Annotated in this window: 28 protein-coding genes; 18 read left to right on the top strand and 10 right to left on the bottom strand. The window is 60.0% G+C overall.

Translation table 11 applies throughout. The features are described from left to right. Window positions 1-3: 3 nt before the first annotated feature. The 5 genes from lepB to recO are packed head-to-tail and all read left to right on the top strand — an operon-like array spanning window position 4 to window position 3,515. Window positions 4-786 (top strand): signal peptidase I, encoded by a 783-nt coding sequence (gene lepB / locus HCZ23_RS06285; RefSeq protein WP_167600875.1) that lies wholly within the window; start codon window positions 4-6, stop codon window positions 784-786. Continuing rightward, a complete protein-coding gene (gene rnc / locus HCZ23_RS06280; RefSeq protein WP_167600874.1) occupies window positions 783-1,472 on the top strand; it encodes a ribonuclease III in 690 nt (229 codons plus the stop codon). The genes lepB and rnc overlap by 4 nt, the downstream gene beginning before the upstream one ends. Next, entirely contained in the window at window positions 1,465-2,379 is a 915-nt protein-coding gene (gene era, locus HCZ23_RS06275; protein WP_167600873.1) for a GTPase Era, read from the top strand. Before rnc ends, era begins: the two co-directional genes overlap by 8 nt. Continuing rightward, a complete protein-coding gene (locus HCZ23_RS06270; protein ID WP_167601373.1) occupies window positions 2,376-2,711 on the top strand; it encodes a DUF1491 family protein in 336 nt (111 codons plus the stop codon). Before era ends, HCZ23_RS06270 begins: the two co-directional genes overlap by 4 nt. 60 nt (window positions 2,712-2,771) lie before the next feature. Further along, a complete protein-coding gene (gene recO / locus HCZ23_RS06265; RefSeq protein ID WP_167600872.1) occupies window positions 2,772-3,515 on the top strand; it encodes a DNA repair protein RecO in 744 nt (247 codons plus the stop codon). 18 nt (window positions 3,516-3,533) lie between these two features. Here the strand turns inward: recO and HCZ23_RS06260 are convergent, their stop codons facing one another. After that, window positions 3,534-5,207, bottom strand: a complete 1,674-nt coding sequence (locus tag HCZ23_RS06260; protein ID WP_167600871.1) for an acyl-CoA dehydrogenase family protein — start codon at window positions 5,205-5,207, stop codon at window positions 3,534-3,536. Between the two features lie 215 nt (window positions 5,208-5,422). Between HCZ23_RS06260 and HCZ23_RS06255 the strand changes: the two genes are divergently transcribed. After that, the gene (locus HCZ23_RS06255; protein ID WP_167600870.1) at window positions 5,423-6,187 is read left to right on the top strand and encodes a sulfite exporter TauE/SafE family protein; all 765 of its coding nucleotides are present in this window, start codon (window positions 5,423-5,425) and stop codon (window positions 6,185-6,187) included. On the opposite strand, the gene HCZ23_RS06250 is transcribed toward HCZ23_RS06255, so the two are convergent. After that, a complete protein-coding gene (locus HCZ23_RS06250) occupies window positions 6,179-6,517 on the bottom strand; it encodes a c-type cytochrome (protein ID WP_167600869.1) in 339 nt (112 codons plus the stop codon). The two genes, HCZ23_RS06255 and HCZ23_RS06250, sit on opposite strands and share 9 nt — an antisense overlap. Window positions 6,518-6,619: 102 nt before the next feature. Then, a complete protein-coding gene (locus HCZ23_RS06245) occupies window positions 6,620-8,218 on the bottom strand; it encodes a phosphoenolpyruvate carboxykinase (RefSeq protein WP_167600868.1) in 1,599 nt (532 codons plus the stop codon). 380 nt (window positions 8,219-8,598) lie between these two features. On the opposite strand from HCZ23_RS06245, the gene HCZ23_RS06240 reads away from it, so the two are divergent. From HCZ23_RS06240 to HCZ23_RS06210, 7 genes are read left to right on the top strand one after another with little or no spacing between them, the layout of a single operon-like run. Continuing rightward, window positions 8,599-9,300: a response regulator transcription factor gene (locus tag HCZ23_RS06240; RefSeq protein WP_167600867.1), complete on the top strand. Its 702-nt coding sequence runs from the start codon at window positions 8,599-8,601 to the stop codon at window positions 9,298-9,300. Beyond that, complete coding sequence (locus HCZ23_RS06235; RefSeq protein WP_167600866.1) at window positions 9,300-11,024, top strand: sensor histidine kinase; 1,725 nt, start codon at window positions 9,300-9,302, stop codon at window positions 11,022-11,024. Before HCZ23_RS06240 ends, HCZ23_RS06235 begins: the two co-directional genes overlap by 1 nt. Continuing rightward, window positions 11,021-11,455: an HPr kinase/phosphatase C-terminal domain-containing protein gene (locus HCZ23_RS06230; RefSeq protein WP_167600865.1), complete on the top strand. Its 435-nt coding sequence runs from the start codon at window positions 11,021-11,023 to the stop codon at window positions 11,453-11,455. The genes HCZ23_RS06235 and HCZ23_RS06230 overlap by 4 nt, the downstream gene beginning before the upstream one ends. Continuing rightward, window positions 11,446-12,357: an RNase adapter RapZ gene (gene rapZ / locus HCZ23_RS06225; protein WP_254869971.1), complete on the top strand. Its 912-nt coding sequence runs from the start codon at window positions 11,446-11,448 to the stop codon at window positions 12,355-12,357. Before HCZ23_RS06230 ends, rapZ begins: the two co-directional genes overlap by 10 nt. A 14-nt stretch (window positions 12,358-12,371) precedes the next feature. Further along, complete coding sequence (locus HCZ23_RS06220; protein WP_167600864.1) at window positions 12,372-12,764, top strand: PTS fructose transporter subunit IIA; 393 nt, start codon at window positions 12,372-12,374, stop codon at window positions 12,762-12,764. Between the two features lie 46 nt (window positions 12,765-12,810). Then, window positions 12,811-13,074 carry an HPr family phosphocarrier protein gene (locus HCZ23_RS06215; RefSeq protein WP_254869970.1) on the top strand — a complete coding sequence of 88 codons (264 nt, stop codon included), beginning with the start codon at window positions 12,811-12,813 and terminating at the stop codon, window positions 13,072-13,074. A gap of 34 nt (window positions 13,075-13,108) precedes the next feature. Continuing rightward, on the top strand, window positions 13,109-13,978 hold the full coding sequence (locus tag HCZ23_RS06210) for a lysophospholipid acyltransferase family protein (protein ID WP_368487306.1): 870 nt from the start codon (window positions 13,109-13,111) through the stop codon (window positions 13,976-13,978). Between the two features lie 60 nt (window positions 13,979-14,038). On the opposite strand, the gene HCZ23_RS06205 is transcribed toward HCZ23_RS06210, so the two are convergent. Continuing rightward, entirely contained in the window at window positions 14,039-14,914 is an 876-nt protein-coding gene (locus tag HCZ23_RS06205) for a 3-hydroxybutyryl-CoA dehydrogenase (protein ID WP_167600861.1), read from the bottom strand. Between the two features lie 180 nt (window positions 14,915-15,094). Between HCZ23_RS06205 and HCZ23_RS06200 the strand changes: the two genes are divergently transcribed. Next, window positions 15,095-15,922, top strand: coding sequence for a DUF6473 family protein (locus HCZ23_RS06200; protein ID WP_167600860.1), 828 nt, complete (start codon window positions 15,095-15,097; stop codon window positions 15,920-15,922). 65 nt (window positions 15,923-15,987) lie between these two features. Here the strand turns inward: HCZ23_RS06200 and HCZ23_RS06195 are convergent, their stop codons facing one another. From HCZ23_RS06195 to HCZ23_RS17970, 6 genes are all read right to left on the bottom strand, one after another. Beyond that, window positions 15,988-16,908 carry an electron transfer flavoprotein subunit alpha/FixB family protein gene (locus tag HCZ23_RS06195; RefSeq protein WP_167600859.1) on the bottom strand — a complete coding sequence of 307 codons (921 nt, stop codon included), beginning with the start codon at window positions 16,906-16,908 and terminating at the stop codon, window positions 15,988-15,990. Next, window positions 16,908-17,660, bottom strand: coding sequence for an electron transfer flavoprotein subunit beta/FixA family protein (locus tag HCZ23_RS06190; RefSeq protein ID WP_167600858.1), 753 nt, complete (start codon window positions 17,658-17,660; stop codon window positions 16,908-16,910). Before HCZ23_RS06190 ends, HCZ23_RS06195 begins: the two co-directional genes overlap by 1 nt. Window positions 17,661-17,844: 184 nt before the next feature. Then, the gene (locus HCZ23_RS06185; RefSeq protein ID WP_167600857.1) at window positions 17,845-18,423 is read right to left on the bottom strand and encodes a cob(I)yrinic acid a,c-diamide adenosyltransferase; all 579 of its coding nucleotides are present in this window, start codon (window positions 18,421-18,423) and stop codon (window positions 17,845-17,847) included. Between the two features lies 1 nt (window position 18,424). Further along, window positions 18,425-18,628: a twin transmembrane helix small protein gene (locus HCZ23_RS06180; RefSeq protein ID WP_167600856.1), complete on the bottom strand. Its 204-nt coding sequence runs from the start codon at window positions 18,626-18,628 to the stop codon at window positions 18,425-18,427. Window positions 18,629-18,703: 75 nt separating this feature from the next. Next, complete coding sequence (locus HCZ23_RS06175; protein WP_167600855.1) at window positions 18,704-19,531, bottom strand: SDR family NAD(P)-dependent oxidoreductase; 828 nt, start codon at window positions 19,529-19,531, stop codon at window positions 18,704-18,706. 93 nt (window positions 19,532-19,624) lie between these two features. Continuing rightward, on the bottom strand, window positions 19,625-20,227 hold the full coding sequence (locus tag HCZ23_RS17970; RefSeq protein WP_254869967.1) for an SH3 domain-containing protein: 603 nt from the start codon (window positions 20,225-20,227) through the stop codon (window positions 19,625-19,627). A 174-nt stretch (window positions 20,228-20,401) separates the two neighbouring features. On the opposite strand from HCZ23_RS17970, the gene HCZ23_RS06165 reads away from it, so the two are divergent. The 4 genes from HCZ23_RS06165 (at window position 20,402) to HCZ23_RS06150 (ending at window position 26,004) form a co-directional block, all read left to right on the top strand. Further along, entirely contained in the window at window positions 20,402-22,759 is a 2,358-nt protein-coding gene (locus tag HCZ23_RS06165; RefSeq protein WP_167601370.1) for a DNA topoisomerase IV subunit A, read from the top strand. Between the two features lie 71 nt (window positions 22,760-22,830). After that, window positions 22,831-24,081 carry a YjgN family protein gene (locus tag HCZ23_RS06160; RefSeq protein ID WP_167600854.1) on the top strand — a complete coding sequence of 417 codons (1,251 nt, stop codon included), beginning with the start codon at window positions 22,831-22,833 and terminating at the stop codon, window positions 24,079-24,081. Then, the gene (locus HCZ23_RS06155) at window positions 24,078-25,280 is read left to right on the top strand and encodes a M48 family metallopeptidase (RefSeq protein ID WP_167600853.1); all 1,203 of its coding nucleotides are present in this window, start codon (window positions 24,078-24,080) and stop codon (window positions 25,278-25,280) included. The genes HCZ23_RS06160 and HCZ23_RS06155 overlap by 4 nt, the downstream gene beginning before the upstream one ends. 70 nt (window positions 25,281-25,350) lie before the next feature. Beyond that, the gene (locus HCZ23_RS06150; protein ID WP_167600852.1) at window positions 25,351-26,004 is read left to right on the top strand and encodes a hypothetical protein; all 654 of its coding nucleotides are present in this window, start codon (window positions 25,351-25,353) and stop codon (window positions 26,002-26,004) included. The last annotated feature ends 167 nt before the right edge of the window (window positions 26,005-26,171 follow it).

Here is a 26,171-nt window from a genome sequence, read left to right as displayed (position 1 = left end):
AAGATGAGCAGTGCCAAGGACAGCCTGACCGAAACCATCAAAACAGTGGTCTATGCCCTGCTGATCGCCGGGATTTTCCGCACGCTGTTCTTCCAGCCGTTCTTTATCCCGTCGTCCTCGATGAAAGACACGCTGTTGATCGGCGATTTTCTTTTCGTCAACAAGATGAGCTACGGCTATTCGCAATGGTCTTGCCCGAAGATCGTGAATTTCCTCTGCCCGATCTCTGGTCGCATCCTCGGCTCTGAGCCGGAGCGTGGCGACATCGTGGTGTTCGAACACCCGACCGAGCACCGCACTTTTGTCAAACGCCTGATCGGCCTGCCGGGCGACCGCATCCAGATGCGCGATGGCGTGATCTTCCTCAATGGGGAAGAGGTCCCGCAGACTCCCGATGGTGCGTTCGTCGAGACCTATGAAAAACAAGGCGCCGCCGGGCGTCCTCCAGCCTGCACAAATACGCCCGGCGAAGGCGGCGACTGTGTCAAAGAGAAATATATCGAGACCCTGCCGGGCGGGCGTCAGCATTCGATCCTGAATATCCGCACCACGGGCGTCGACAACACACAGGTCTATACGGTGCCCGCGAACAACTATTTCTTTATGGGCGACAACCGCGACAATTCCGCCGACAGCCGTATCCCGGCGGAACGGGGCGGCGTGGGCTACGTGCCTGAGGAATATATCGTCGGCAAGGTCAGCAATGTGATTTTCTCGGCCGCCGGCAAACACCTCGTCTATTTCTGGACCTGGCGCAAAGACCGTTTCTTTAAGGCGGTGCAGTGAAGATTTCCGCAGATATAAGCGCGTTTCAGACGCGGCTCGGGCATGAGTTCTCTCAGCCTGAATTGCTTCTGCGCGCGCTCACCCATAGTTCGATCTCGTCCGCGACCCGCCCCGACAACCAGCGCCTCGAATTCCTGGGCGACCGGGTTCTTGGTTTGACGATGGCGGAGGCTTTGTTCGAGAAAGACAAATCGGCCTCAGAGGGTCAGTTGGCGCCGCGTTTCAACGCGCTGGTGCGCAAGGAAACCTGTGCCGACGTGGCCCGCCAGATCGACCTTGGTGCCGTCTTGAAACTGGGCCGCTCGGAGATGATGTCGGGTGGGCGGCGCAAAGAAGCTCTGCTGGCCGACGCCATGGAGGCGGTGATTGCCGCCGTTTATCGCGACGCAGGCTTTGATGTGGCCAAAGCGCTCGTGCGCAGGCTCTGGGGTAAACGCATCGACCGGGTCGAAGACGACGCCCGCGACGCCAAAACCGCGCTTCAGGAATGGGCACAGGCCCGCGGTCAGAAACCGCCGAAATATTCCGAAGTGGCCCGCAAGGGCCCCGATCATGCGCCGATCTTCACCATCGAAGTGACGCTCGAAAGTGGCGAGGCGGAGCGCTCGGAAGCGAATTCCAAACGTCAGGCCGAACAAGCTGCCGCCAAGGCGCTTTTGCTCAAACTGGAGGCCAAAAATGGCTGAAACGACACGCGCAGGTTTTGTGGCCCTGATCGGTGAACCCAACGCCGGAAAATCCACGTTGTTGAACCGTATGGTCGGCGCGAAAGTATCGATCGTGACCCATAAGGTGCAAACCACCCGCGCCCGCATTCGCGGTGTGGCGATGGAAGGCGACAGCCAGATCGTCTTTGTCGACACGCCGGGGATTTTCAAACCCAAACGTCGGCTGGACCGCGCCATGGTCTCTGCCGCCTGGGGCGGGGCCGCAGATGCCGATGTCGTCGTGCTTTTGATCGAGGCGCATAAGGGCGTCACCGAGGGCGTCGAGGCGATTTTGGCCGCACTTGACGAGCATTCGAACCCGAAACAGAAAGTCGCGCTGGCGATCAACAAGATCGACATGGTGGACGTCGAGAAACTTCTCGCGATCACCAAGGATATGAACGAACGCCGCAACTTTGTTGAGACCTTCATGATCTCGGCTGAGAAGGGCAAAGGCGTCGATGACCTGCGCAAATGGCTCGCCCGCGAGCTGCCGGAGGGGCCGTGGCTCTACCCCGAGGATCAGATCGCAGATCTGCCGATGCGCATGATTGCCGCCGAGATCACCCGCGAGAAGCTGACGCTCAATCTGCATCAGGAACTGCCCTACCAGCTCACCGTTGAGACCGAGCAATGGGAAGAGCGCAAGGACGGCTCTGCCCGTGTGGATCAGGTGATTTACGTGGCGCGGGATGGGCATAAAGGCATCATCCTCGGCAAGCGCGGCGAGACGATCAAACGCATTTCGCGTGCGGCACGTGAGGAATTGGCGGAGTTTCTGGGCCGCAAGGTGCACCTTTTCTTGCAGATCAAAGTGCGTCCGAACTGGCTCGAAGAGGCCGAGCGCTACGGCGAAATGGGGCTCGATTTCAAAGACGGCAACTGATGGCGCGGCTGACGGCGGATGTCTGGGTCTCGGCCTATCTGACGCGGCTCAGACTGGCCGATATTCCGGCCTTTGTCGTCAAGAAAGGCGACGCGACCGCGGGCGCCGTGATGGTCAAACTCAACACGTTGGACGGGCAAGCCAAGGCGTTTCAACGCGAGTTCAACCTGATGGAAGACCGCCGCGACTGGGCTGTGCTTGCCGAAGGCGCGGAGCGCGATGTGGATGCCTCTCTGGCCAAACAACGCAGCTTTGATCCCGATCTCTGGATCATCGAAGTTGAGGACCGTCAGGGCCGCACGTTGTTGGATGAGCCGGGCTTATCCGATTGACGCTGCACCTATGGCGGGTCAGGGTCGTGTGAGTATTTTCAGCTACGATGAAGCAGGCGCATGATCGAGTGGCGCGATGAAGGGGTGGTCCTTTCCGTCCGAAAACATGGCGAGACCTCGGTGATTGTCGAGGTGTTTACCCCCGATCACGGCCGTCATGCGGGCGTGGTGCGGGGCGGAATCTCGCGCAAGATGACGCCGCATTTGCAGCCGGGCGGGCAGGTTGCCGTGACCTGGAAAGCGCGGATCGAAGATCATCTCGGAAGTTTCACCTTCGAACCGGTGAAAAGCCGCGCGCATGTGCTGGGTGATCCCATGGCGCTCGCGGGGATGACGGCGATGACCGCGATGCTCTCGCAGCTTTTGCCGGAGCGCGAGGCGCATGGCTATCTTTATGTCGACAGTCTGGCGCTGTTCGATCGGATCGGCTCCGACCCGATGTGGCCCTTGGCCTATCTGCATTGGGAGGTGTCGTTGTTGGAGGAGCTGGGCTTTGGCCTCGATCTCTCTTCCTGCGCGGTGACCGGATCGCCTGACGATCTGATTTACGTCTCGCCCAAGACGGGCCGCGCCGTGTCGCGGAAGGGCGCGGGGGAGTGGGCGGATCGGCTCTTGCCCTTGCCGCAATGTCTGTTGGGACAATCATCGCTGGATTTTGCCGAGATCGGGCAGGGTCTCAAGACGACGGGGCATTTTCTGGCAAAGATCACGGCAGAGCTGTCCGATCGGGACTTGCCCGCCGCGCGGGATCGCTTCGTGGACCGGGTCGCAAAAAAGGCGGCGCAGGAGGCACCGCCTTTTTGAGCTTTAGGGCGTATTGGTTTAGCCGAGCAAACGGCGCGCAATCACCTGGGCCTGAATTTCACCAGCGCCTTCGAAGATGTTCAGAATCCGCGCGTCGCAGAGGATGCGGGAAATCTGATATTCCAAAGCAAAGCCGTTGCCGCCATGGATTTGCAGCGCATTGTCGGCGGCGGCCCAGGCGACGCGCGCGCCCAAGAGTTTCGCCATCCCGGCCTCAAGGTCACAGCGGTGGCCATGGTCCTTTTCCCACGCGGAGAAATAGGTGAGCTGACGCGCCACCATGATCTCGACCGCCATCATCGCGAGCTTGCCGGAGACGCGCGGGAATTCGATCAGGCTCTTGCCGAATTGCTTGCGATCTTCGGCATATTGCATGCCGACCTCGAGCGCGTTTTGCGCAACGCCGATGGCGCGCGCGGCGGTCTGAATGCGGGCAGACTCGAAGGTCTCCATGAGCTGTTTGAAGCCCTTGCCTTCCTCGCCACCCAGTAGGTTCTCGGCCTTCACCTTGAACCCGTCAAAGCCGATCTCATATTCCTTCATGCCGCGATAGCCCAAGACCTCGATCTCACCGCCAGACATGCCCGGAGTGGGGAAGGGATTTTCGTCATCTCCCGGCGTTTTCTCCGCCAGGAACATCGACAGGCCTTTGTAATCCGTGGTGTCCGGGTCGGTGCGGGCCAGAAGCGTCATCACATGGGTGCGCGCGGCGTGGGTGATCCAGGTCTTGTTGCCGGTCACCGTATAGGTCTCGCCCTCTTTCACCGCGCGGGTGCGCAGGCTCCCAAGGTCCGAGCCGGTGTTCGGTTCGGTGAAGACAGCAGTGGGCAGAATTTCGGCAGAGGACAGTTTCGGCAGCCACTGTTCCTTTTGCGCCTCGGTGCCGCCGCCAAGGATCAGCTCGGCCGCGATCTCCGAGCGTGTGCCCAGAGAACCGACGCCGATGTAGCCACGGGACAGCTCTTCGGAGACCACGACCATGGCCGCTTTCGGGAAGCCAAAGCCGCCGTATTCCTCGGGGATCGTCAGGCCAAAGACGCCCAGTTCGGCCAGTTCCTCGATGATTTCCATCGGGATGAGTTCATCTTTGAGGTGCCATTCATGGGCGAAGGGTACGACTTTTTCGTCAGCGAAACGGCGGAATTGATCGCGGATCATTTCCAATTCGTCGTCGAGGCCCGAAGCGCCAAAGGTTGCATGGCCGGAATTGTTACGCATCAGCTCGACAAGCCGCGTGCGCGCGCCGGTGGAATTGCCGTCGAGCATGAGCTTGACCACTTCGGAATGGCTCGGCTGGACAAGGCCCAGACCCAGATCGGAGAGACGACACATCTCGCCCTGGTTCATCGGGATGCCGCCGTAAATCTGGCTCAGGTATTCACCGAAAGCGATCTGGTGGATGAGCTGCTCCATCTCGCCGAACTTGCCGTCTGCCGTCAGGGCTTCGGCCCATTTTTGCATCTGGCGCAGGCTTTCGACATAGGTTGCAAGCCACGCGAGCCCGTGCGCGGCGGTTTGATTGGCCTCGATCTTCTTGCCGGAGACGCGCTCGCCGTCGAGGAATTCGGAGCGCAAGGCGGCGCGTGCCCGGTCCAGAATCGCCTCTGCCGGGGCCACAGCCGCGCCGGTGAGGGCCAGAAGATCAGGCAAAATCGGGTTCGGCATTGTCATCTCCTGTTGGTCAAGCGCCATGGGATTCTCTCCTCCATAGGATCTCGTGAGGGTCTCGGACTTGTCTAATCCTTTCGCAGTCGCAGCGCAATAATATTTTCAAATATAGTTTTCATAAGACTTAAAGTGTCGCAGGGATAATCTTCGCGCGACTGGCGCCGAGAAAGAAAAGCTCTGGACCCATGGGGAGCCTCCTTTCTCCTATACGCGAGAAAAACAGCCCTTTATCAGAGGGTATGACTTTCGAAAGCCTTCTGACCCTGCCGCAAATCATCGCTGCCGTTGCGATCACGCTCTTGGCGGGATTTGTCAAAGGTGCGACCGGCTTTGCCATGCCGATGATCATGATCTCTGGGCTGGGGTCTTTTCTGGCACCCGAAGTGGCGCTTGCCGGGCTGATCTTTTCGACGGTCGTCTCCAACGTCTGGCAGGCGCTCCGGGGCGGTGCGGCGGAGGCCGTCGAGGCCGCGAAACAATACAGGCTCTATATCGGCGCGCTGCTCGTGATGATCGTGCTCTCCGCGCAGCTCGTCGTGATCCTGCCGCAATCGGTGGTGTTTTTGAGCCTCGGGATCATCGTGATCGTGCTGGCGAGCTATCTTTTGGTGGGGCGCGCCCTGCATATCCCGGACCATCATCGCGGGTTTTACGATCTGGGTCTCGGCGCGATTTCCGGTGTGATCGGCGGCGTGGCGGGCATCTGGGGGCCGTTGACGGTGGCCTATCTGACCGCCGTGGACACGCCTAAGAAATTGCAGATCAAGATCACCGGTGTGATCTTTGGCGCAGGCGCGATCACGCTTTTGCTGGCACATCTGCGTTCTGGCGTGCTGAATGCCCAGACCATCCCGCTCTCCGCCGCATTACTGGCGCCTGCGCTCATTGGTATGATCCTGGGCCAGCGGGTGCAGGACCGGTTGGATCAAAAGAAATTCAAACGTGCGACGCTGTTTGTGCTCTTGGTGGCGGGAGCCAATCTGGTCCGGCGCGGGCTATTTTGAGCCCCGCTGTCGCTCGGCGAGAAGGCGCAATTTGATCTCGGCCACCTTGGGTGCCAGAGACATGAGATAAGCCGCGACGGCCTCCGGTTCGCCCTCATAAAGCTCGACAGGCTCCATCTGATCCGTTCCGCGAATGGCTTGCGTGACGTCGCTCAGAATCGCGCCTTGGATGTCTGGCCCATTGCCGCCCAAGGCCTCTTCGCCATGACAGGCCATGCAGAAATCGGTGAAGACCTCTTCGCCAAAGCCGATCAGCGCGGGGTCGGTAAAATCGACCTCCTGCGCGAGGGCCGGGGTCGAGAGGAGCGTGAAAATCAGAGCATATTTCATGGGAACAGAATGCCAGAGCGGCGTGACATCTGAATGACGCGCAAAAGAAAACGCCCCGGACCATCTGGGCCGGGGCGTCACTTCGTGAGGTGAGGAAAGGCCTTAGCCGATGGCGGCGGCCTTCACGTCCTCATCAATGTAGGGCAGGTACTGTTCGAAGTTCTCTTTGAACATATGGACCAGTTTCTCAGCCTGCGCATCGAAGGCCTCTTTGTCGGCCCAGGTGCGGCGCGGGTCCAGGAGCACATCGGCCACGCCCGGCACGGAGACCGGAACGTCGAAGCCGAAGTTGTCGTCCTTGCGGAATTCGACCTCGGCCAGCGTGCCTTCAAGCGCGGCGTGCAGCAGGTTGCGGGTCGCCTTGATCGGCATCCGCGAGCCGGTGCCAAATGCGCCACCGGTCCAACCGGTGTTAACGAGCCAGCAGGTTGCACCATGTTTCGCGATCTTCTCACGCAGCAGGTTGCCATAGGCTTCCGGGCGACGCGGCATGAAGGGCGCGCCAAAGCAGGTGGAGAAGGTCGGGATCGGTTCCACGACGCCCACTTCGGTGCCCGGGGTCTTCGAGGTGAAGCCGGAGAGGAAGTGGTACATCGCCTGAGCGGGCGTCAGGCGCGCGATCGGAGGCAGAACGCCAAACGCATCACAGGTCAGAAGAATGATGTTCTTCGGATGACCGCCCATCGCCGTCTCAGAGGCGTTGGAGATGTAGTGCAGCGGGTAAGCGCAGCGCATGTTCTCGGTCAGGGAGCTGTCTTCGAAATCCAGATCCTTGGTGTGCTCGTCATAGACCATGTTCTCGATCACGGTGCCGAATTTCGACGTGGTCGCGTAGATTTCCGGCTCTGCCTCGGCGGAGAGGTTGATGGTCTTGGCGTAGCAGCCACCTTCGAAGTTGAAAGTGCCCTTGTCGGACCAGCCATGTTCGTCATCGCCGATCAGCACGCGGGACGGGTCGGCGGAGAGCGTGGTCTTGCCGGTGCCGGAGAGACCAAAGAAGATCGCGGTGTCGACAGGATTGTCCGGCGCGTGGTTGGCGGAGCAGTGCATCGCCATGATGCCTTTGCCCGGAAGGATGTAGTTCAGCAGGGTGAACACGCCCTTCTTGTTTTCGCCCGCATATTCGGTGTTGCCGATCAGGATCAGCTTTTTCTCGAAGTTCAGCGCGACAACCGTTTCGGAACGACAGCCGTGTTTCTCCGGATCCGCCTTGAAGGACGGGCAGTTGATGACCGTGAAGTCCGCGGTGAAATCGTCGAGAGCCTTGAGATCCGGGCGACGCAGCATGGTGCGGCAAAAGAGGCCATGCCAGGCCAGCTCGGTGATCATGCGCACGTCAAGCTGGTTGGCCGGGTCGGCGCCGCCGTAAAGGTCCTGAACGTAGAAATCCTTGCCCTTCATGTGCTCGAGCATATCGGCGTGCAGAACGTCGAATTTCGCGGGGTCCATCGGGGTGTTGTTTTCCCACCAGATGGTGTCTTCGACATCTGCGGTACGAACGACGAATTTGTCTTTCGGGGACCGGCCGGTGTGCTTGCCGGTGCTCACCAGGAAAGAACCGCCTTTGCCAAGTGCGCCTTCGCCCCGCTTGATGGCTTCTTCGATGAGGGCCGGCTCGAGAAGGTTGTAATAGACATTGCCAAGTCCGGTAATGCCTTGGTCTTCAAGGGTGAAAGCCGGGTTCACGCGTCCGGTTGTCATATGCAAACTCCCTCGCCGTGTCCTTGCCGGCGTCTTTGGATATAGAATTCTGTACCGCGAAAGGGCCATTCGCGGATGGGCAACACATGTGCCAACGGAGTTGCTATATCACGCTTGCGCTGCGCGTAAACAGGCGCGAGATCAAAGGTTAGCGCAACCACTTGTGGGGTAGCGCAAACACTCGCTGAGGGGCGGTCCGCAAAGCCAATCTGCATAAGGGATAAGCACGAAGGTGAGACATATTAGCCATTCCTTGAAACTTTCAGGTTTCTATGGCTTTAACCCCGGACCCTGATTCGTGGTTTCGCTTGATTTGAGCTGTCGAAACACGGAAGATAGCACAAAAAATGAACCAGTTGAGCAGTTGAAGGAAACCGACTATGTCCCGTATCGCCTTGGTAGACGACGACCGGAATATCCTGACTTCCGTATCCATGACGCTTGAGGCCGAAGGGTTCGAGGTTGAAACCTATAATGACGGCCAGTCGGCTCTGGATGCGTTCAACAAACGCCTTCCCGACATGGCGGTCTTCGACATCAAGATGCCGCGCATGGACGGCATGGATCTGTTGCAGCGTGTGCGTCAGAAAACCAACATGCCGGTGATTTTTCTGACCTCGAAAGACGATGAGATCGACGAGGTGCTGGGCCTGCGTATGGGCGCTGACGATTACGTCAAGAAACCGTTTTCGCAGCGTCTTCTGGTCGAACGCATCCGTGCGCTTTTGCGCCGCCAAGAGGCGATTGCGGGCATCGACGTGGCCGAAACCGAAGATACCAAGGTGCTGGTCCGCGGCGAGTTGGAAATGGATCCGCTGCGCCATGCGGTGAAATGGAAGGGTCTCGATGTCACCCTGACCGTGACCGAATTCCTGTTGCTTCAGGCGCTCGCTCAACGTCCGGGCTTTGTGAAATCGCGCGATCAGTTGATGGATGTGGCCTATGACGATCAGGTCTATGTCGACGACCGCACCATCGACAGCCACATCAAGCGCCTGCGCAAGAAAATGCGCTCCGTCGATGGGGATTTCTCGGCCATCGAAACGCTTTACGGCATCGGGTACAGGTATAACGAGGAGTAATGACCCTGGCTTCCGGTATGGATCGTTCGGGCAAGTCCAGCTCCGAGAACGCGGATGTCGTTCTCGGTGACGATTGGATTGCGCCGCGCACCGCTGATGTGGAGCTGCGTGAAAAGCGGCGGCGCCGCAGTTTCATCGCGGTGAACCGCTCACCTCTGGCGCAGAAGATCATCACCTTCAACCTCGTCGCGATCATCCTCATGGTCGCGGGTATCCTCTACCTCAATCCGTTCCGAGACAGTCTCGTGCTGCAACGTGAAAGTGCCATGGTGACGGAGGCGGCGCTGGTTGCCGATATGCTTGAGGTGACGGCCGGGGCAGATGGGCAGCTTAGTGTCAGCGACGGTTCCGACGATGTGTCAAACGTGCTCCAGGTGCTGGAAATGCCTCTGCGCGACAATGTGTATATCTACGATCGGGCCGGGGTTCTCATCGCCTCGACCGAGGGCATGCCACGGGCTGCGCCAACGAATGTCGCCGGGCTGCGCGAGGAAGGTCGCTCGACCGTCATCTCCGACTTCCTGAACAAAATCTGGTCGGCGATCACCTTTGCCAAGGGCAACGGTCAGGAGAGCTTTGAGGATTACGAAGAGCATGTCGCGGGACTTGCCGCGCTTGCGCTGAATGACGAAATCCACGTCAACACCAGCGTGAATGCCGAAGGTTCCACGGTCTTTACGGTGGCCGCGCCCATCACCCTGGATGAGACCGGAGAGACCATCGGTGTGATCGGGCTTGTCTCCGCCAAGGGCGAGATCGACGACCTGGTTCGTGTCGAGCGCGAACAAATCCTGCAAGTCTTCGTCATCGCCATTCTGGTCTCAATCGGGTTGAGCCTTGTGCTGGCTTCAACGATCGCCAACCCGCTGGCCGATCTGGCCGCCGCCGCGGAAATTGGCCGCGACAAGAACAGCCGCAAAGTGGCGCCGGGCCGGGTGCGTATCCCTGATCTCTCGGGCCGTCCGGATGAGATCGGCCGCCTGTCCTCGGCGCTTCGTGGCATGGTCTCCGCGCTTTACGACCGGATCGACGCCAACGAACAGTTTGCCGCCGACGTGGCGCATGAGATCAAGAACCCGCTGGCGTCTTTGCGCTCTGCGGTGGGGTCACTACGGATGATCAAGAAGGAAGAGCATCGCATCAAGCTGCTCGATGTGATTGAGCATGATGTGCGCCGCCTGGATCGTCTTGTCTCCGACATCTCCAATGCCTCGCGCCTCGACAGTGAGTTGGTCAAGGAAGAGGAAGAAGAATTCAACCTCATCCAGATGCTGACGAACCTGATCGACTACCTGTCGCAGGAATCGCAGGAAAAAGGCGTCGAATTCATCGCGGACATGCCGGACAAGCCGATCATGATTTCGGGGCTCGAAGCGCGTCTGGCGCAGGTGTTTGTCAACCTGATCACCAATGCGATCTCGTTTTGTGAGGATGGCGACGCCATTCGGGTCTGGGTCCGCAAGCGGGATCACCGTGTGCTGATCGTGGTCGAAGACACCGGGCCGGGTATCCCGGAAGAGGCGCTGACGAAAATCTTCAAACGCTTCTATTCGGAGCGTCCCGAAGGCCAGTTCGGCAACAACTCCGGTCTTGGCCTTGCGATCTCGAAACAGATCATTGAGGCGCATGGCGGTGTGATCTGGGCCGAGAACATTCGCCCGACCGATGCAGACATCACCTCCGATCCGCTGGGCGCCCGTTTCGTCGTGGGTTTGCCGGTGTGAGCCCCGCGCAGGAGGAGGTGAACCTTCATGCCTCCTGTGTTGCGCTGGATTCCGACAGCGGGCTCTTGATCATCGGGCCGTCGGGCAGTGGGAAATCGACCCTGTCGCTCACGATGATGGCTTTGGGCGCCAGGCTGGTGTCCGACGACCGCACCATTCTGACACGCGATGCGGATGATCTCATGGCGACAGCGCCTGAAACGCTCTCCGGGATGATCGAAGCGCGCGGGGTCGGGCTGTTGACAGCAGAGTGTCTATCGCACACCCGATTGCGCGCTGTGGTCGACTTGGCACAGGTCGAAACAGAGCGCTTGCCACCCCGGCGCGAAAAGGCTCTCATCGGGGTCTCGATTCCCCTGTTCTACCGGGTCGACGGGCCGCAATTCGCCCCCGCCCTGATCCAATGGCTCAAAGGAGGCCGATGCGCGTGACCTCGCCCGCAGAGATGTCGATCCCGCAATCGAAATCCCCCCACCGCGTGGTTCTGGTGACCGGACCGTCGGGCGCGGGGCGCTCTACCGCGATCAATACGCTCGAAGATCTTGGCTATGAGGTCATCGACAACCTGCCGATCTCGATCCTGCCGCGGCTTTTGGAAGGTGGTGGACTGACCAAGCCTCTGGCGCTGGGCCTCGACGTGCGCAACCGCGATTTTTCGGTCAACGGGCTGATCGAGGTGATCGACGATCTGACCCGCGATCCGAACCACGAGGCGGAGGTGCTTTACCTCGATTGCGCGCCCGAGGTGCTGATCCGGCGCTATTCCGAAACCCGCCGTCGCCACCCTCTGGCGCCGGCTGAGACCGCGCAGGACGGGGTGGCGCGCGAGATCGACCTTTTGGTGCCGATCCGGGCGCGGGCCGACATTCTGATCGACACCTCGGAGATGACACCGCACCAGCTCCGCGACGAGATCGAACGCTGGTTCGCCGAAGGGCGCGAGGCGGATATGGCGCTCTCGGTCCACAGTTTTTCCTACAAACGCGGCATGCCGCGCGGCGTCGACATGGTGTTCGACGTGCGCTTTCTGTCCAACCCCTATTGGGACGAGAGTCTGCGGACCCTGAACGGCACGGATTCACGTGTTCAGGACTACGTGAAACGCGATCCGCGCTTTGAGGCGTTTTTCCAGAAAATTCTGGAGCTGACGCTGCTTTTGCTGCCCGCCTACCGCGATGAGGGTAAAAAGCACCTGTCAATCGCCTTTGGGTGTACTGGTGGGCAACACAGATCGGTGACGCTCGCGGAAATTCTATCCAAAGCCCTTGCAGAACATAATTGGCAAGTGTCAATAAGACACAGGGAACTTGAACGCCGCCAGAGCGGCCTCTGACCGGGGATGCTTACGTGATCGGAATTGTGATCGTCGCACATGGGGGACTGGCCCGCGAATATCTCGCGGCGGTTGAGCATGTTGTTGGCAAACAGGTGGGCATCGAAGCGATTTCGATCGAGCCGGATCATGACCGCTCGGCCAAACAGCGCGAGATTTGCGCCGCCGCCGACGATGTCGACAGCGGCGATGGTGTGGTCGTGGTGACCGATATGTTCGGCGGCAGCCCGTCGAACCTGTCGCTTTTGGCCTGTCACCACAACGACCGCCGGATCATCTACGGCGCGAACCTGCCGATGCTGATCAAGCTTGCGAAATCGCGGCACAAAACGGTTGCGGAGGCGGTCGGCAATGCGCTTGATGCCGGACGAAAATATATCGACAGTTTCGACGTCCACGGACGTTAAACGGGTCGGACAAGAATAAAGTCGAGGTGGGGAGATGGCGTCGGTTATGCGCACACATGAAATCGTGAATGTCAAAGGGCTGCACGCGCGCGCCTCGGCGAAACTCGTCGAAGTGGTCGAAGAATTTGACGCCAGCGCCGAGGTCTCCAAAGACGGGCTGAGCACATCTGGCGACAGCATTATGGGGCTTTTGATGTTGGCAGCTTCCAAAGGAACGACTATTGACGTCACAACGACCGGGCCCGAGGCGGCCGCGCTGGCGGATGCCATAGAGGCCCTGATCAAGGACAGATTTGGCGAGGATATGTAAAGTGTCTCACCCCCAAAAAGATGGGCAAGACGACGTGACGGACCTCCACGCTCCGAAACCTGGCGACGAGGATTTCGTCAAATACGACGCGCGGCGCCTGTCCTATGCGGGCACGTTTTCCGATCCCTCGAAAGTTCTGATCATCCGCACCATCGAATGGGTGACCGGAAAGCTGCCGCTTTTGCGCCGCATCCGCCGGTTCGAAAAAATGGGCACGCCGATGGGCCAGCCGTTCTTCAGCCAGGCGCTGGAGGTCATGGGCATCGAAGTGCAGACGCCCGAAGAGCAGATCGCCAAGATCCCAGCAACCGGCCCTCTGGTCGTGGTCGCGAACCACCCGCACGGCCTCGTGGACGGGCTCGTGATGGCGGAGTTGATCGGCAAGGTGCGCACGGATTACAAAATCCTGACGCGCTCGCTCTTGACCGGCATTCGCGAGATCGATCCTTTCATGTTGCCGGTGCCTTTCCCGCACGAACCAGACAGCCACCGCGCTTCGATCAAAATGCGTAACGAGGCGATGGAGACTTTGAAAGCGGGTGGCGTGATCATCCTCTTCCCGGCGGGTGCCGTGGCCTCGTCAGAGGGCTGGTGGGGGCCGGTGAAGGAAAAGCCGTGGAACCCGTTCACCGCCAAGATGGTGTTGAAATCCGGCGCGACTGTGCTGCCGATCTATTTCCCGGGGCGCAACACGCGGCTTTATCAGATCGCGGACAAGATCGCGGCGAGCTTCCGGCAGGGGCTTTTGCTGCATGAGATTGCGCATGCGCTGGACAAGCCGCAATCGCCGATCATCGGTGACCCGCTGACGCCGGACGACCTTAAGGACTGGCAGACGAAGACGCGCGAATTCATGGATTGGATGCGGTCTCATACGCTGGCTTTGGGCGGGCGCACGGATTAAAATCCAAACATGAAAAAGGGGCCCGCGCGGCCCCTTCTGTGTCTCTGATAGGCGCCCGATTTAGCGCGTCGGCACAGGCGTTTCGCCCCGGTAATCGTAAAAGCCCCGCTGGGTCTTGCGTCCGAGCCACCCGGCCTCGACATATTTCGTCAAAAGCGGGCAGGGGCGGTATTTCGTGTCGGCCAACCCATCATGCAGCACGTTCATGATCGCCAGACAGGTGTCGAGCCCGATGAAATCGGCCAATTCCAGCGGCCCCATCGGATGGTTCGCGCCCAGCTTCATCGACTCGTCGATGGATTTAACGGAGCCGACGCCCTCATAAAGCGTATAGACCGCCTCGTTGATCATCGGCATCAGGATGCGGTTGACGATGAAAGCCGGGAAATCCTCGGCGCTGGCGGCGGTTTTATCGAGTGATTCGACCACGCCCAAAAGCGTCTTGTAGGTCGCCTCATCGGTGGCGATGCCGCGAATAAGCTCGACGAGCTTCATCACCGGCACAGGATTCATGAAGTGGAACCCCATGAATTTTTCCGGCCGATCCGTGCGCGAGGCCAGCCGCGTGATCGAGATCGAAGAGGTGTTCGAGGTCAGGATCGTCTCGGGTTTCAGATGCGGCAAAAGCTGTTCGAAAATCGCGTTCTTGACGTCTTCGCGCTCGGTCGCCGCCTCGATCACCAGATCGGTCTGGCCCAGCTCTTCGAGATTGAGCGTGGTAGAGATTCGCGCAAGTGCCGCATCCCGTTCATTTTCGGAGATTTTCTCGCGCGACACCTGACGGTCCAGATTGCGGGTGACCGTGGCGATCCCCTTGTCCAAGGCCTCTTGCGCGATGTCGTTCATGACCACGTCATAGCCCGCCAAAGCGAAGACATGCGCGATGCCGTTGCCCATCTGACCGGCGCCGACGATACCGACTTTCCTGATCTCCATCTCGCACTCTCCTCGGATATATTTCGCGCTCAGCTTACGCGTCTCCACATACTGGGTTCAAGGGGCAAGGCAGGGGCGCTGACCTATAAAATTTTTAACGAATTGGCGATTTAGCGATTTCGAAACCTGTGTCTGCGACTCTCTGTGTTGGGTGAAATTTAAGAACCAGTGGGTGGACACATGGCTTACCAAAATATGGGCGAAGGCTCTTTAAACTATACGCCGTGCCGGTACGGCAAATCGAAACTTCTGTTCCGCGGACCGCAAAAAAATCTCGACGATCCCTATGTGGCCTTCCTGGGGGGGACGGAAACATATGGCAAATTCGTCGAAGTGCCGTTTCCAACGCTCGCTGAGGCGGGGCTCGGTGCGACGACAGTGAACCTCGGCTGTGTGAATGGTGGCGTGGACGTGTTTCTGAATGATGAAACCGTGGCGGATATCTGCAAGAAGGCCAAGGTGACGGTGCTGCAAATGCCCGGTGCGCATAACATGTCGAACCGGTTCTATGCGGTACATCCGCGCCGCAATGACCGTTTCCTGCGCGCCTCGACGCTGTTGCGAACGATCTATCGCGAGATCGACTTTACCGATTTCAACTTCACGCGGCATCTCCTGCAAACCTTGGAGGTCACCTCGGAGGAGAAATTCTTCATGGTGCGCCAGGAGCTGCGCGATGCTTGGGTGGCGCGGATGCGGACCATGGCGACCAAGCTGCAAGGCGATGTCGTGCTGCTGTGGCTCTCCGGCCATTCCCCGGATGACGAGGCCGCTTGCGATGCGATCGAGGGCGATCCGCTCTTTGTGAACCGCGAGATGATCGAAGAAATCCGACCCCTGGTCAAAGATGTGGTCGAGGTGGTCGTGAGCCAGGACGAGATCGACGCGGGCTACGAGATGATGGTCTATTCCGATCTCGACGCTCCTGCCGCGCGGGAAATGCTGGGCCCGATTGCCCATGCGAAAGCTTCCAAAGCTCTTCAGGATGCGCTTGCGCCTTATCTCTAAAGCAAGCCGGACAGCAAAAGGCCCGCCAAAATGGCGGGCCTTTTGTGTTTCATACCTTTGAAAGCTTAGAGCTTTTCGGTCAATTCCGGGACGGCATCGAAGAGATCCGCGACGAGGCCGAAGTCGGCGACCTGGAAGATCGGGGCTTCTTCGTCCTTGTTGATCGCGACGATCACTTTCGAATCCTTCATGCCGGCGAGGTGCTGGATCGCACCCGAGATGCCGCAGGCGATGTAAAGCTCAGGCGCCACGACCTTGCCGGTCTGGCCGACCTGCATGTCGTTGGGCGCATAGCCCGAGTCGACCGCAGCCCGCGACGCGCCGACAGCGGCGCCGAGCTTGTCGGCCAGTGCCTCGATGATCGCAAAGCTCTCCTCGGAGCCCACGCCACGACCACCCGACACGACGATCTTGGCGGAGGTCAGGTCCGGGCGGTCGCTTTCGACCACCTTGTCCTCGACGAAGGCCGACAGGCCCTTGTCGCCCGCGCCCGACACGGTCTCGACAGCGGCGGAGCCAGAGGTGCCCGCGGCGTCGAAGGTCGAGGTGCGGAAGGAGATGACTTTCGTCGCATCCGCGGATTTCACGGTCTGCACCGCGTTGCCCGCATAGACCGGACGTTTGAACGTGTCGGCGTCGACGACCTCGGTCACATCCGAGATCACCATCACGTCCAAAAGCGCGGCCACGCGCGGCAGAACGTTTTTGCCGGTGGTGGTCGCGGGCGCGATGATGTGGGAATAATCGCCCGCCAGCGAGACGATCAGATCGGCGAGGTTTTCGGCCAGGCCGTTGGCGTAAGCCGCGTCATCGGCGACCAGAACCTTGGACACGCCATCGAGTTTCGCGGCCGCGTCGCCCGCGGCTTGCGGGCCACAAACGAGCACGGTCACATCGCCCAGTTTGGCGCCAGCGGTGGCCGCCTTGGCAGTGGCATCAACAGCGAGCGCACCGCCCGCGACTTCGGCGAGAAGCAGAACAGCCATCAGACCAGACCTCCCTCTTTGAGTTTCGCGACAAGTTCATCGACGGAGCCGACCTTGATCCCGGCTTCGCGGGCGGCGGGCTCTTCGGTGGTGACCACCGTGAGACGCGGGCTCGTGTCGACGCCGTAGTCGGCGGCGGTTTTCTCATCCAGCGGCTTTTTCTTGGCCTTCATGATGTTCGGCAGCGACGCGTAGCGCGGCTCGTTGAGGCGCAGATCGGTCGTCACGATGGCCGGAAGCGGGGTGGAAATGGTCTGAAGACCGCCGTCGACCTCGCGGGTCACCACGGCTTTGCCGTCCGCAATTTCCATCTCGGAGGCAAAGGTCGCCTGACCCCACCCCAGAAGCGCGGCCAGCATCTGACCCGTCGCGTTCATGTCGTTGTCGATGGCCTGTTTGCCGAGGATCACCAGCTCGGGGGCTTCCTCTTCGACGACCTTGGCGAGGATTTTCGCCACCGCGAGCGGCTCGATGTCGACGCCCTGATCCTCTTCGATCAGGATGCCGCGATCGGCGCCCATGGCCAACGCGTTGCGGATCGTGTCGACAGATTTCTTCTCGCCGATGGAGACGATCACCACCTCGGAGGCCACACCGGCCTCTTTGAGACGAATGGCCGCTTCGACGGAAATCTCGTCGAACGGGTTCATCGACATCTTCACATTGGCAAGATCGACCCCCGTGCCGTCGGCTTTCACCTTGACCTTCACGTTGTAGTCAATCACCCGTTTGACAGGTACCAAAACCTTCATAGGCGTAAACTCCCTTATGACTGTGCCGCCCAAAGTTTTGGGGGGCGCTCAAGCTCTCCGCTGATGTGATTACCCGTTTGCGGACGCAGAAAACACCCCCAAAACGTCGCGTTTCGTCCCAAAGACGCAGCGTTTGAGAGAACATCTGCCGCCGTGTTCCGGTGTTTTTGCCATGCACGCAGGCTTAGCGATTGGCGCCCGGCACCCAAAGCACATCGGCTTTGCCGTCGTCATTGGCCATGCGTGCGGCGCAGAAAAGCCAATCCGAGAGCCGGTTGAGATATTTGATCGCCGCCGGGTTCACGTCCCCCGATTCTTCGGCATTCAAGGCCACGGCCAGCCGTTCGGCGCGGCGAGCCACTGTGCGGCCCATGTGAAGATGCGCGGACAACGCTGTGCCAGCGGGCAAGATAAAGCTGCGCAGCGGTTCGAGCACAGCGGTCATCGCGTCGATCTCGGCCTCCAAACGCGCGATCTGAGAGGGCACGGTGCGCAGGACCGGGTAGCCCGCTTCATCGTCCTTGTCCAAATTCGGGCGCGACAGGTCGGCGCCAAGATCGAAAAGGTCGTTCTGGATGCGCGACAGGGCCGCGTCCACCTCGTCCTCGGCATGCAGGCGCGCAAGGCCCAATGTGGCGTTGACCTCATCGACCGTGCCGTAAGCCTCGACTCGGGTGGCGTATTTCGGCGCGCGCGACATGTCGGAAAGTGAGGTCTCGCCAGCGTCGCCGGTGCGGGTGTAGATCTTGTTCAAAACAACCATGTCAGTTCCCTGATTTGCGCAGCGCCACGAAGATGACCACGAGGATCACCGCGCCCAATTGGGCGAGAATGCGGGCCTGCATGAGTTTGTTCGAGCGTTTCGCCCCTTCGGCACCACCGCGCCCAAACTGGCCGATGCCGAGCGCGAGAATGACGAGGACGAGGAGGCACGCCGCGCCAATGACATAGAGAAACGGATCGGACATGTGCATTTCCTCCCAAGGATTTATCTGACTGTGATAGCGCTTTTATATCTGCGACCCAAGTCGCGAATCTGGGCCTCAGCCCTTTGCCATCATCCATTCGCTGGCCCGTGCCGGCAAAAATCGCAAAGCAAGCGCGGAGAATGTGGTCACTTTCGTGACGTGATAGCGCGCTTTCGGGCGCGGGCTATTGAGCGCGCGCCGGAGCTTGGCGGTCACCGCATCGCATTGCAGCTCAAAGGGATCGGGCGATTTGTCGGTCGCATAGAGGCGATCCACCACGGGGCGATAGCGCGACGATTGATCGCTGTTTTCCCAGTCGATCCAACGGTCGAAATTCTTACGTGAATTCAGGCGGAAATCCGTGGCGATGGGGCCGGGTTGAATGATCGAGACGTGAATCTCCGTGTCGCGCAGCTCAAGGCGTGCTGCGGTCGAGAGCGCCTCAAGCGCATGTTTCGTCGCCGCATAAGAGCCGCGAAATTTGGTGGTGATGAACCCCATGACGGAGGAACATTGCACGATGCGACCGTGGCCACCCTGTTTGCGCATCACCTTGATCGCGCGTTGCGTCAGGTCGTGCCAACCAAAGAGATTGGCCTCGAAATTCTGGCGCAGGGCATCGACGGGCAGGTCCTCCACCAGCGCGGGGATCGCATAGGCGCCATTGTTAAAGAGCGCATTTAACGTGCCGCCGGTGCGTGACAGGGTCTCGTCAAAGGCAGCGGCGATGGAGGCCGGGTCCTCGTAATCGAGGCGAAAGCTCTCCAGGCCTTCCGCCCGAAGCCGCTCTGCATCCGCCTCTTGCCGACAGGTCGCAAAGACCCGCCAGCCCTCTTTTTGCAAGGCATGGGCGGCATGATAACCGATGCCGGAAGAGCAGCCGGTGATGAGGATGGAGCGCATGAAAAAAGCCTTTCCCGAGAGGATCGGGAAAGGCTTATCGCATGATCGACGACGAGGGAATCCACCAATCAGGCGAGATCGCAAAATTCGCGCTCAGTGCGAGACATCGGCCAAAAAGCGCGCGGCCATATAACCCTCGACCCCGTCGCCCTCGACGGAGATTTTGACCCAGCCGTTTTCCTCGGGTGAGATCACGCGAACGATTTCGGTGCGCACAACCTGGCCCATCACCGGATTGGCGGTCGAGGGGCCGGAGCGCACGTTGACGCGGGAGGCGGTGACTTCGCGCAGGATCATGTCGGTTGCGGTCTCGGCCGGGGCCATCACGGGATCGGCCAAAAGTGCCGCCATTTTTGCCGGATCGGCCACGGTTGTGGTCGCGATGGTGGGGGCAATGTCGGGGGTGCCGATCTGAGCGCTGGCCAATTGCACAAGGGGGTTGTCATTTTGAGGGGCGGCCGCCGGGGTCGGGGCGCGTTTGGCCTTCAACTCGGCCAGGGTCGGCACATAAGCGCCCTGACGTTTCACCTCAGAGCCAAAAGCGTCGGTGAACGTATCGGAGAGTTGCGCGAAGACAGAGGTTTTCTCGGCGCGGCGCAGATCAAGCGCGGCCTGTTCTTCCGGGCTCAAATCCCGCCCAAACACCATGAAAGAGGCCCATAGGCCAACGGCAGTCATCGCCAAAAGACGCAGCATCACACACCCCCGAATATCGTTACGGCTTCTAGTATATCCGATTCCTCAACTCTTGACGGGGAAACTTGTTCCAAAACTCCACCTAAAATCGGATCACCTTTCGACCGTCTGTGGACAAAATCCTGTGAGAGGGACGCTTGCCGGGGCGAAGGCGGACGGTTATTCATGCTCCTTATGAGCAGTGATTTGACCCAAGATCCCGAAAACGACGGCGCGCCTCCGGGCGAAAGCTTTGAACCTTTGCGCCGTGCGATCGGCGAGCGCTATTTGCAATATGCGCTCTCGACGATCATGCACCGGGCGCTGCCGGATGCGCGCGACGGGTTGAAGCCCGTGCATCGGCGCATCCTCTATGCGATGCGCGAACTGAGGCTCTCCGCGACAGGGGGGTTCCGCAAATCTGCGAAAATCTCCGGCGACGTGATGGGCAACTATCACCCGCATGGCGATGCCGCGATTTATGACGCGATGGCCCGATTGGCGCAGGATTTCAACGTGCGCTATCCGCTGGTCGACGGTCAGGGGAACTTTGGCAACATCGACGGCGACAACCCTGCGGCGTCCCGCTACACCGAAGCGCGGATGACCATCGCGGCGGAGGCCTTGCTCGAAGGTCTCAACGAGGATGCGGTCGATTACCGAGACAACTACGACGGCACGCTGCGCGAGCCTGAAGTGCTCCCCGCTGCGTTTCCCAACCTCTTGGCCAACGGCTCGTCGGGCATCGCGGTCGGTATGGCGACAAACATTCCGCCGCATAACATCGCCGAGCTGATCGACGCCTCGCTGCATATGATCAAGACGCCGGATGTGCGCGACGAGACCCTGCTCAATTACGTCAAAGGCCCGGATTTCCCGACGGGCGGCATCATCGTCGAGCCACGTGAAAGCATGGCGAAGACCTATGCCACGGGGCGGGGGTCCTTCCGCCTGCGCGCGAAATGGGAGGTCGAGGATCTGGGGCGGGGCGTCTGGCAGATCGTCGTGACCGAAATTCCCTACCAGGTTCAAAAATCGAAACTGATCGAGAAACTGGCCGAGCTGATCCAGACCAAGAAAGTGCCGATTCTGGCCGACGTGCGCGACGAGAGCGCCGAGGACATTCGCGTGATCCTTGAGCCCAAATCGAAGAACGTAGACCCGGATGTGTTGATGAACACGCTGTTCCGCAATTCGGACCTTGAGACGCGATTCTCTTTGAACATGAACGTTCTGATCGACGGGCGGACGCCGAAGGTGTGCTCGCTCAAAGAGGTGCTGCGAGCCTGGCTCGATCACCGTCGTGTTGTGTTGCAACGCCGCTCGCAGCACCGTCTGGAAAAGATCGACCACCGTCTTGAGGTGCTCGAAGGCTTCATCATTGCCTTCCTTAATCTCGACCGCGTGATCGACATCATCCGCTACGACGACGACCCGAAAGCCGCTTTGATGGCGGAGATTTGGGGCCGCGATGTGGCGCGTGCCATGTCGGAGAAAGATTACGTCAGCCCTCTGCCCGCTCCAGAGGGCCAAGGCGAATTGACCGAGGTGCAGGCCGAGGCGATCCTCAACATGCGCCTGCGGTCTCTGCGGCGTCTCGAAGAGATCGAGTTGATCCGCGAACGCGATGCTTTGCTCGAAGAGAAAGCCGGGTTGGTCGAGCTTTTGGGCTCGGAAGAACTGCAATGGGTTCGCATCTCAGACGAGTTGAAAGAGACCAAGAAGAAATTCGGCAAGGACTACGAATGCGGTCATCGTCTCACGCAATTCGCCGAGGCCACCGAGGTCGAAGACGTGCCGCTGGAAGCGATGATCGAGCGCGAGCCGATCACCGTCGTGCTGTCACAAATGGGTTGGATCCGCGCCATGTCGGGGCACATCGACCTGACCCGAGAACTGAAGTTCAAGGACGGCGACGGACCACGGTTCCTCTTCCACGCCGAGACCACGGACAAGCTGATCGTGATGGGGTCGAACGGACGGTTCTACACGCTGTCTTCGGCCAACCTGCCCGGCGGGCGGGGCATGGGGGAACCCGTGCGTTTGATGGTCGATCTGCCCAATGAGGTGGAGATCGTCGACATCTTCAAACACGATCCCGAAGGGCGTCTTTTGGTGGCGTCCAATGCGGGCAACGGCTTCCAGATCGCGGAAAAAGACATCGTGGCTCAAACGCGCAGCGGCAAGCAGGTGCTGAACGTCAAGGACGACGAAAAGGCCGTGATCGTGCACCGGATTTCGGGCGATCATGTGGCCATCGTGTCGCAGAACCGCCGCTTCCTCGTCTTCCCGCTCTCCGAGGTGCCCGAACTGGGCCGGGGCAAAGGCGTCCGTTTGCAGAAATACAACCAGGCCCGCGGCGCCCAGGGTATGTTGGAACTCGATGGCGGCCTGTCCGATCTGACCACCTTTAATTGGGAAGACGGCCTGAGCTGGACTATGGGCGGTGGCAACACGCGGACGGAAAAAGACCTGACGCAATGGCTCGGAAAACGTGCTGGCGTGGGCAAACAGCCGCCGCATGGCTTCCCGCGGGACAATAAATTCAGCTGATTTTAATCGGTCGCTGTTTGTCTGGCGTGGAACCGTCTTGAGTGGCCTGTGGGGGACATGTGGCGCAACTTTTGAAAACTGAATTCGAGGGCCGGGTCGGGCCGATTTTGAGCCTGTCTCTGTGGACCGCCACGCTGTCTGTTCTGACGCTCGGCTTTTATCGGTTCTGGATGAAAACCCGGCTTCGGCGGCATTTCTGGTCCGCCGTCCGCCCGGATGGCACGCCTTTGGAATATGTCGGCAAGGGGATCGAGAAATTCACCGGATTTCTCATCGCGCTCGTGATGCTGGCATTGCTGATCGGTGTGCTGGCGCTGGTGCTGGTTTACGCCTCCTACGCGGTGTTCCAGGACGAGGTCGAGGCCTATCTCGTCGCCGCCGTCATCGCCCTGCCTTTGATCTATTTCGCCTCCTATCGGGCCAAGCGCTATGTCTACGCCCGCACCCGCTGGCGGGGCATTCGCTTCGGGCTTGAACCGGCGGCGGGGAAATATGCGCTGGTTGCGATGGGGCATCTGTTTCTGACGCTGATCACGTTTGGGTTTCTCTGGCCGCGCATGACCTTCAAGCTGGAAAAATTCCGCACGGATCGGACGTTTTTCGGCGATCAGCGGATGCACCAAGGCGGGAAGTGGGCCGGGCTTGCGAAGTCGTTCCTGCCGACGTTGATGTGTCTCTGGCTCGCCTTCGGCATGATCGCCTATATGACATTTCAGCAAGTGACCACGACGGCGAAAGACAACAGCTTTCTTGAAGAGACCGAGACGCTACAGATGATCGCTTTCACGCCGCTCTTGCTCTTGGTCGGGTTGTTTTTCTATCTGCGCTATCGGGTTGTCGCCCTGCGCTATCTGGCCAATCACAAGACGGCGGGCGGTGTCGGGATGATCTCGCGCCTGTCGTTTCCGCGCATTTTGGGCATCAACATCGGCGGCTATCTTTTGACCAATATTTGCACGGGGCTGGCGATGCTGGTCGTCGGCGCCGTGGCCTCCGGGATTTTGATCCTGTTCTATCCGGGACTTGCGGATTTGGGCATATTTGCCTCGGGTGCGGTGAGCGAAGGCACCGCCGGTGAGGGAGACGGTCTGCCCTCCACCGGGCTGACCGTGGCCTTTGCGTTGTTTCTCTACATGGCGACGCTGTTGTTCTTTTCCGTGTTTCGTCAGACCTTTGTGCTCTTTCCAACCTGGCGCCACTATGCGCGGACCCTGTCTTTGACGGGGGGCGAACATCTGGCTCAGATCCAGCAACGTGACCGCGATCAGGCGGGGCAGGCCGAGGGCATGGCCGAGGCCTTCGATCTGGGGGCGGCGATATGACGATGACCACCCAAGTAAATCCCTGGGCCGCGGCTCCTGAAGGCGTGCGCTGCGAATTCGTGGATGGCAAGACGGCCAAACGCCATGATGTCTACGTGACGATGCCGCCTGGCGAGGGCGTCCTTGAGCTGAGCTATCTCGCAGAGCCGCGCGAGGACATGTGGGGCAAGGTCGTGTCCGGTGAAACCCTGCGCGTGACCTGGCCGATGTCACAGGTCCGCCATGTCGAAGGGCAGCAGAAGCTGCGCTGGGGCAAGGTGCCGATGGGCGTTTTTACCAATGTGATGTCCCCGACGGCGCGGCTTTACGTGCGCGATGGGGCGCTGTTGGCACAGATTAAAACCGCCGCGCCGAACCTGACACGGCGCGCGCCGGTGACCGGAAAGGGCCGCATCGCCGGATTGATTGCGGGGGCTCTCGCCTCCGTCCTCTTGATCGTCTTCGTGTTGATCCCGGCCATCGCCGATCAACTGGCGATGCGTTTGCCGGTCGATGGCGAGCGCGCATTGGGCGACAAGACCTATGAGCGCATCCGCGAAAGCTTTTCGCAAAACGACTATATTCCGATCCGCGAATGCACAAATGACGCGGGGCATGAGGCCCTGACACGGATGCAGCAAACGCTGATCGGCGCCTCAGATCTGGCTCCGGACGCGGTGCGGCTCACGGTGCTCGACTTCGATATGGTCAACGCCTTCGCTTTGCCAGGCGGGCGGATCGTCGTGATGCGCGGGCTGATCGACGAGGCCGGTGGCCCCGATGAGGTCGCCGCCGTCATCGCACATGAAATTGGCCATGTCGCCCATCGCGACCCCACGCGGCACGCCCTGCGCGGCGTGGGGACCTTTGGGGTGCTGTCTCTGGTCTTCGGCGATTTTGCTGGCGGCACCGTGGTGCTTCTGAGCGTCAACCAACTGGTGAATGCGCAATATAGCCAAGAGGCCGAAAGTGCCGCTGATGCCTATGCCCATGCGCTTTTGCCCAAGGTTGGCGTGTCGCCGGGCGCGCTTGCGCCCCTGTTCGAGCGGCTCAAAGAGAAGTACGGCGACAGCGAGGGCCTCGCCTCTCACCTGGCGTCTCACCCCAAGCTCGGCGATCGGGTGGATCGGGCGCATGCCGCCGCCGCAGGCTTTGACCAGGACACCCGGCCGATCCTCGCGGATGCGCAGTGGTCAGACCTGCGTGCGATCTGCGACTAAGGCGTAGCGTTGCACCTCGCTCAGTTTGCCGCTACCCCTAGGGGACCGAAAATCTAGGAGGTTTCCCCCCGTGCTGTCATTTACGCGTCGCGCTGTCCTTGGTCTCTCTCTTTTGGCTTTGACGGCCTGTAGTGATGCGAAGGTCATCACGGAGGACACCCCGCTGGTGGACCTCGGAGATTTTGCCTTTGGACATAACGTCGTGGTGGCGACGGACGCCCAGAAGGCGCCGTTTTCACGCACTGAGAGCGAGGACAATATCGAGGCCGCGATCAAGGAAGCGATGCAGGCGCGCTTTGGGCGTTACGATGGCGACAAGCTTTATCACATCGGGATCAAGGTCGATGCCTATGGCCTCGCCGCCCCCGGCATTCCGGTGGTGTTCACGCCGAAATCCGTGCTCGTGCTGTCGGTCAACATCTGGGACGATTCGAAAGGCGTGAAGCTGACCGAGAAACCCAAGCTCTTGACCGTCTTCGAAGGCACCTCCGGCGCAACCCTGATCGGTTCCGGTCTGGCGCGCACAAAAGAGGAACAGCTTGAGATTTTGAGCCGCAATGCCGCACTGAAAGTCGAGCGCTGGTTGCAGGAAAACGGCCAGTGGTTTGGCATCGAGCCGATTGCCTCCGACAGCTCGGATGCCGACGAGGCGAAGGCCGCGCTCGAAGTTCTGGCGCCCGAGGCCGCAGAAGAAGCCGCGCAACAGGCGACAAATAGCAACTGATGCTTGATTTTCCCGCGCGAAGCCACTACCTAGCCCGCGATGTTAATTTTGGGCCGCATGCAGGCCCCTTCAATCCAAGAGGCGCCTCGATATGGCTAAGGAAAAGTTTGAGCGTTCGAAACCGCACGTGAACATCGGCACGATCGGCCACGTTGACCACGGTAAAA

Source organism: Celeribacter sp. HF31, assembly GCF_011806455.1.
Classification (GTDB): domain Bacteria; phylum Pseudomonadota; class Alphaproteobacteria; order Rhodobacterales; family Rhodobacteraceae; genus Celeribacter.
This window is presented reverse-complemented; position numbering and strand designations above follow the sequence as displayed.

Excerpts from the sequence above, each read along its gene's own strand:
- lepB (WP_167600875.1), top strand. The coding sequence starts at position 4 with ATGAGCAGTGCCAAGGACAGCCTGACCGAAACCATCAAAACAGTGGTC.
- era (WP_167600873.1), top strand. The coding sequence starts at position 1,465 with ATGGCTGAAACGACACGCGCAGGTTTTGTGGCCCTGATCGGTGAACCC.
- recO (WP_167600872.1), top strand. The coding sequence starts at position 2,772 with ATGATCGAGTGGCGCGATGAAGGGGTGGTCCTTTCCGTCCGAAAACAT.
- HCZ23_RS06260 (WP_167600871.1), bottom strand. The coding sequence starts at position 5,207 with ATGGCGCTTGACCAACAGGAGATGACAATGCCGAACCCGATTTTGCCT.
- HCZ23_RS06255 (WP_167600870.1), top strand. The coding sequence starts at position 5,423 with ATGACTTTCGAAAGCCTTCTGACCCTGCCGCAAATCATCGCTGCCGTT.
- HCZ23_RS06250 (WP_167600869.1), bottom strand. The coding sequence starts at position 6,517 with ATGAAATATGCTCTGATTTTCACGCTCCTCTCGACCCCGGCCCTCGCG.
- HCZ23_RS06245 (WP_167600868.1), bottom strand. The coding sequence starts at position 8,218 with ATGACAACCGGACGCGTGAACCCGGCTTTCACCCTTGAAGACCAAGGC.
- HCZ23_RS06240 (WP_167600867.1), top strand. The coding sequence starts at position 8,599 with ATGTCCCGTATCGCCTTGGTAGACGACGACCGGAATATCCTGACTTCC.
- HCZ23_RS06235 (WP_167600866.1), top strand. The coding sequence starts at position 9,300 with ATGACCCTGGCTTCCGGTATGGATCGTTCGGGCAAGTCCAGCTCCGAG.
- rapZ (WP_254869971.1), top strand. The coding sequence starts at position 11,446 with ATGCGCGTGACCTCGCCCGCAGAGATGTCGATCCCGCAATCGAAATCC.
- HCZ23_RS06215 (WP_254869970.1), top strand. The coding sequence starts at position 12,811 with ATGCGCACACATGAAATCGTGAATGTCAAAGGGCTGCACGCGCGCGCC.
- HCZ23_RS06205 (WP_167600861.1), bottom strand. The coding sequence starts at position 14,914 with ATGGAGATCAGGAAAGTCGGTATCGTCGGCGCCGGTCAGATGGGCAAC.
- HCZ23_RS06200 (WP_167600860.1), top strand. The coding sequence starts at position 15,095 with ATGGCTTACCAAAATATGGGCGAAGGCTCTTTAAACTATACGCCGTGC.
- HCZ23_RS06195 (WP_167600859.1), bottom strand. The coding sequence starts at position 16,908 with ATGGCTGTTCTGCTTCTCGCCGAAGTCGCGGGCGGTGCGCTCGCTGTT.
- HCZ23_RS06190 (WP_167600858.1), bottom strand. The coding sequence starts at position 17,660 with ATGAAGGTTTTGGTACCTGTCAAACGGGTGATTGACTACAACGTGAAG.
- HCZ23_RS06185 (WP_167600857.1), bottom strand. The coding sequence starts at position 18,423 with ATGGTTGTTTTGAACAAGATCTACACCCGCACCGGCGACGCTGGCGAG.
- HCZ23_RS06180 (WP_167600856.1), bottom strand. The coding sequence starts at position 18,628 with ATGTCCGATCCGTTTCTCTATGTCATTGGCGCGGCGTGCCTCCTCGTC.
- HCZ23_RS06175 (WP_167600855.1), bottom strand. The coding sequence starts at position 19,531 with ATGCGCTCCATCCTCATCACCGGCTGCTCTTCCGGCATCGGTTATCAT.
- HCZ23_RS17970 (WP_254869967.1), bottom strand. The coding sequence starts at position 20,227 with ATGCTGCGTCTTTTGGCGATGACTGCCGTTGGCCTATGGGCCTCTTTC.
- HCZ23_RS06165 (WP_167601370.1), top strand. The coding sequence starts at position 20,402 with ATGAGCAGTGATTTGACCCAAGATCCCGAAAACGACGGCGCGCCTCCG.
- HCZ23_RS06155 (WP_167600853.1), top strand. The coding sequence starts at position 24,078 with ATGACGATGACCACCCAAGTAAATCCCTGGGCCGCGGCTCCTGAAGGC.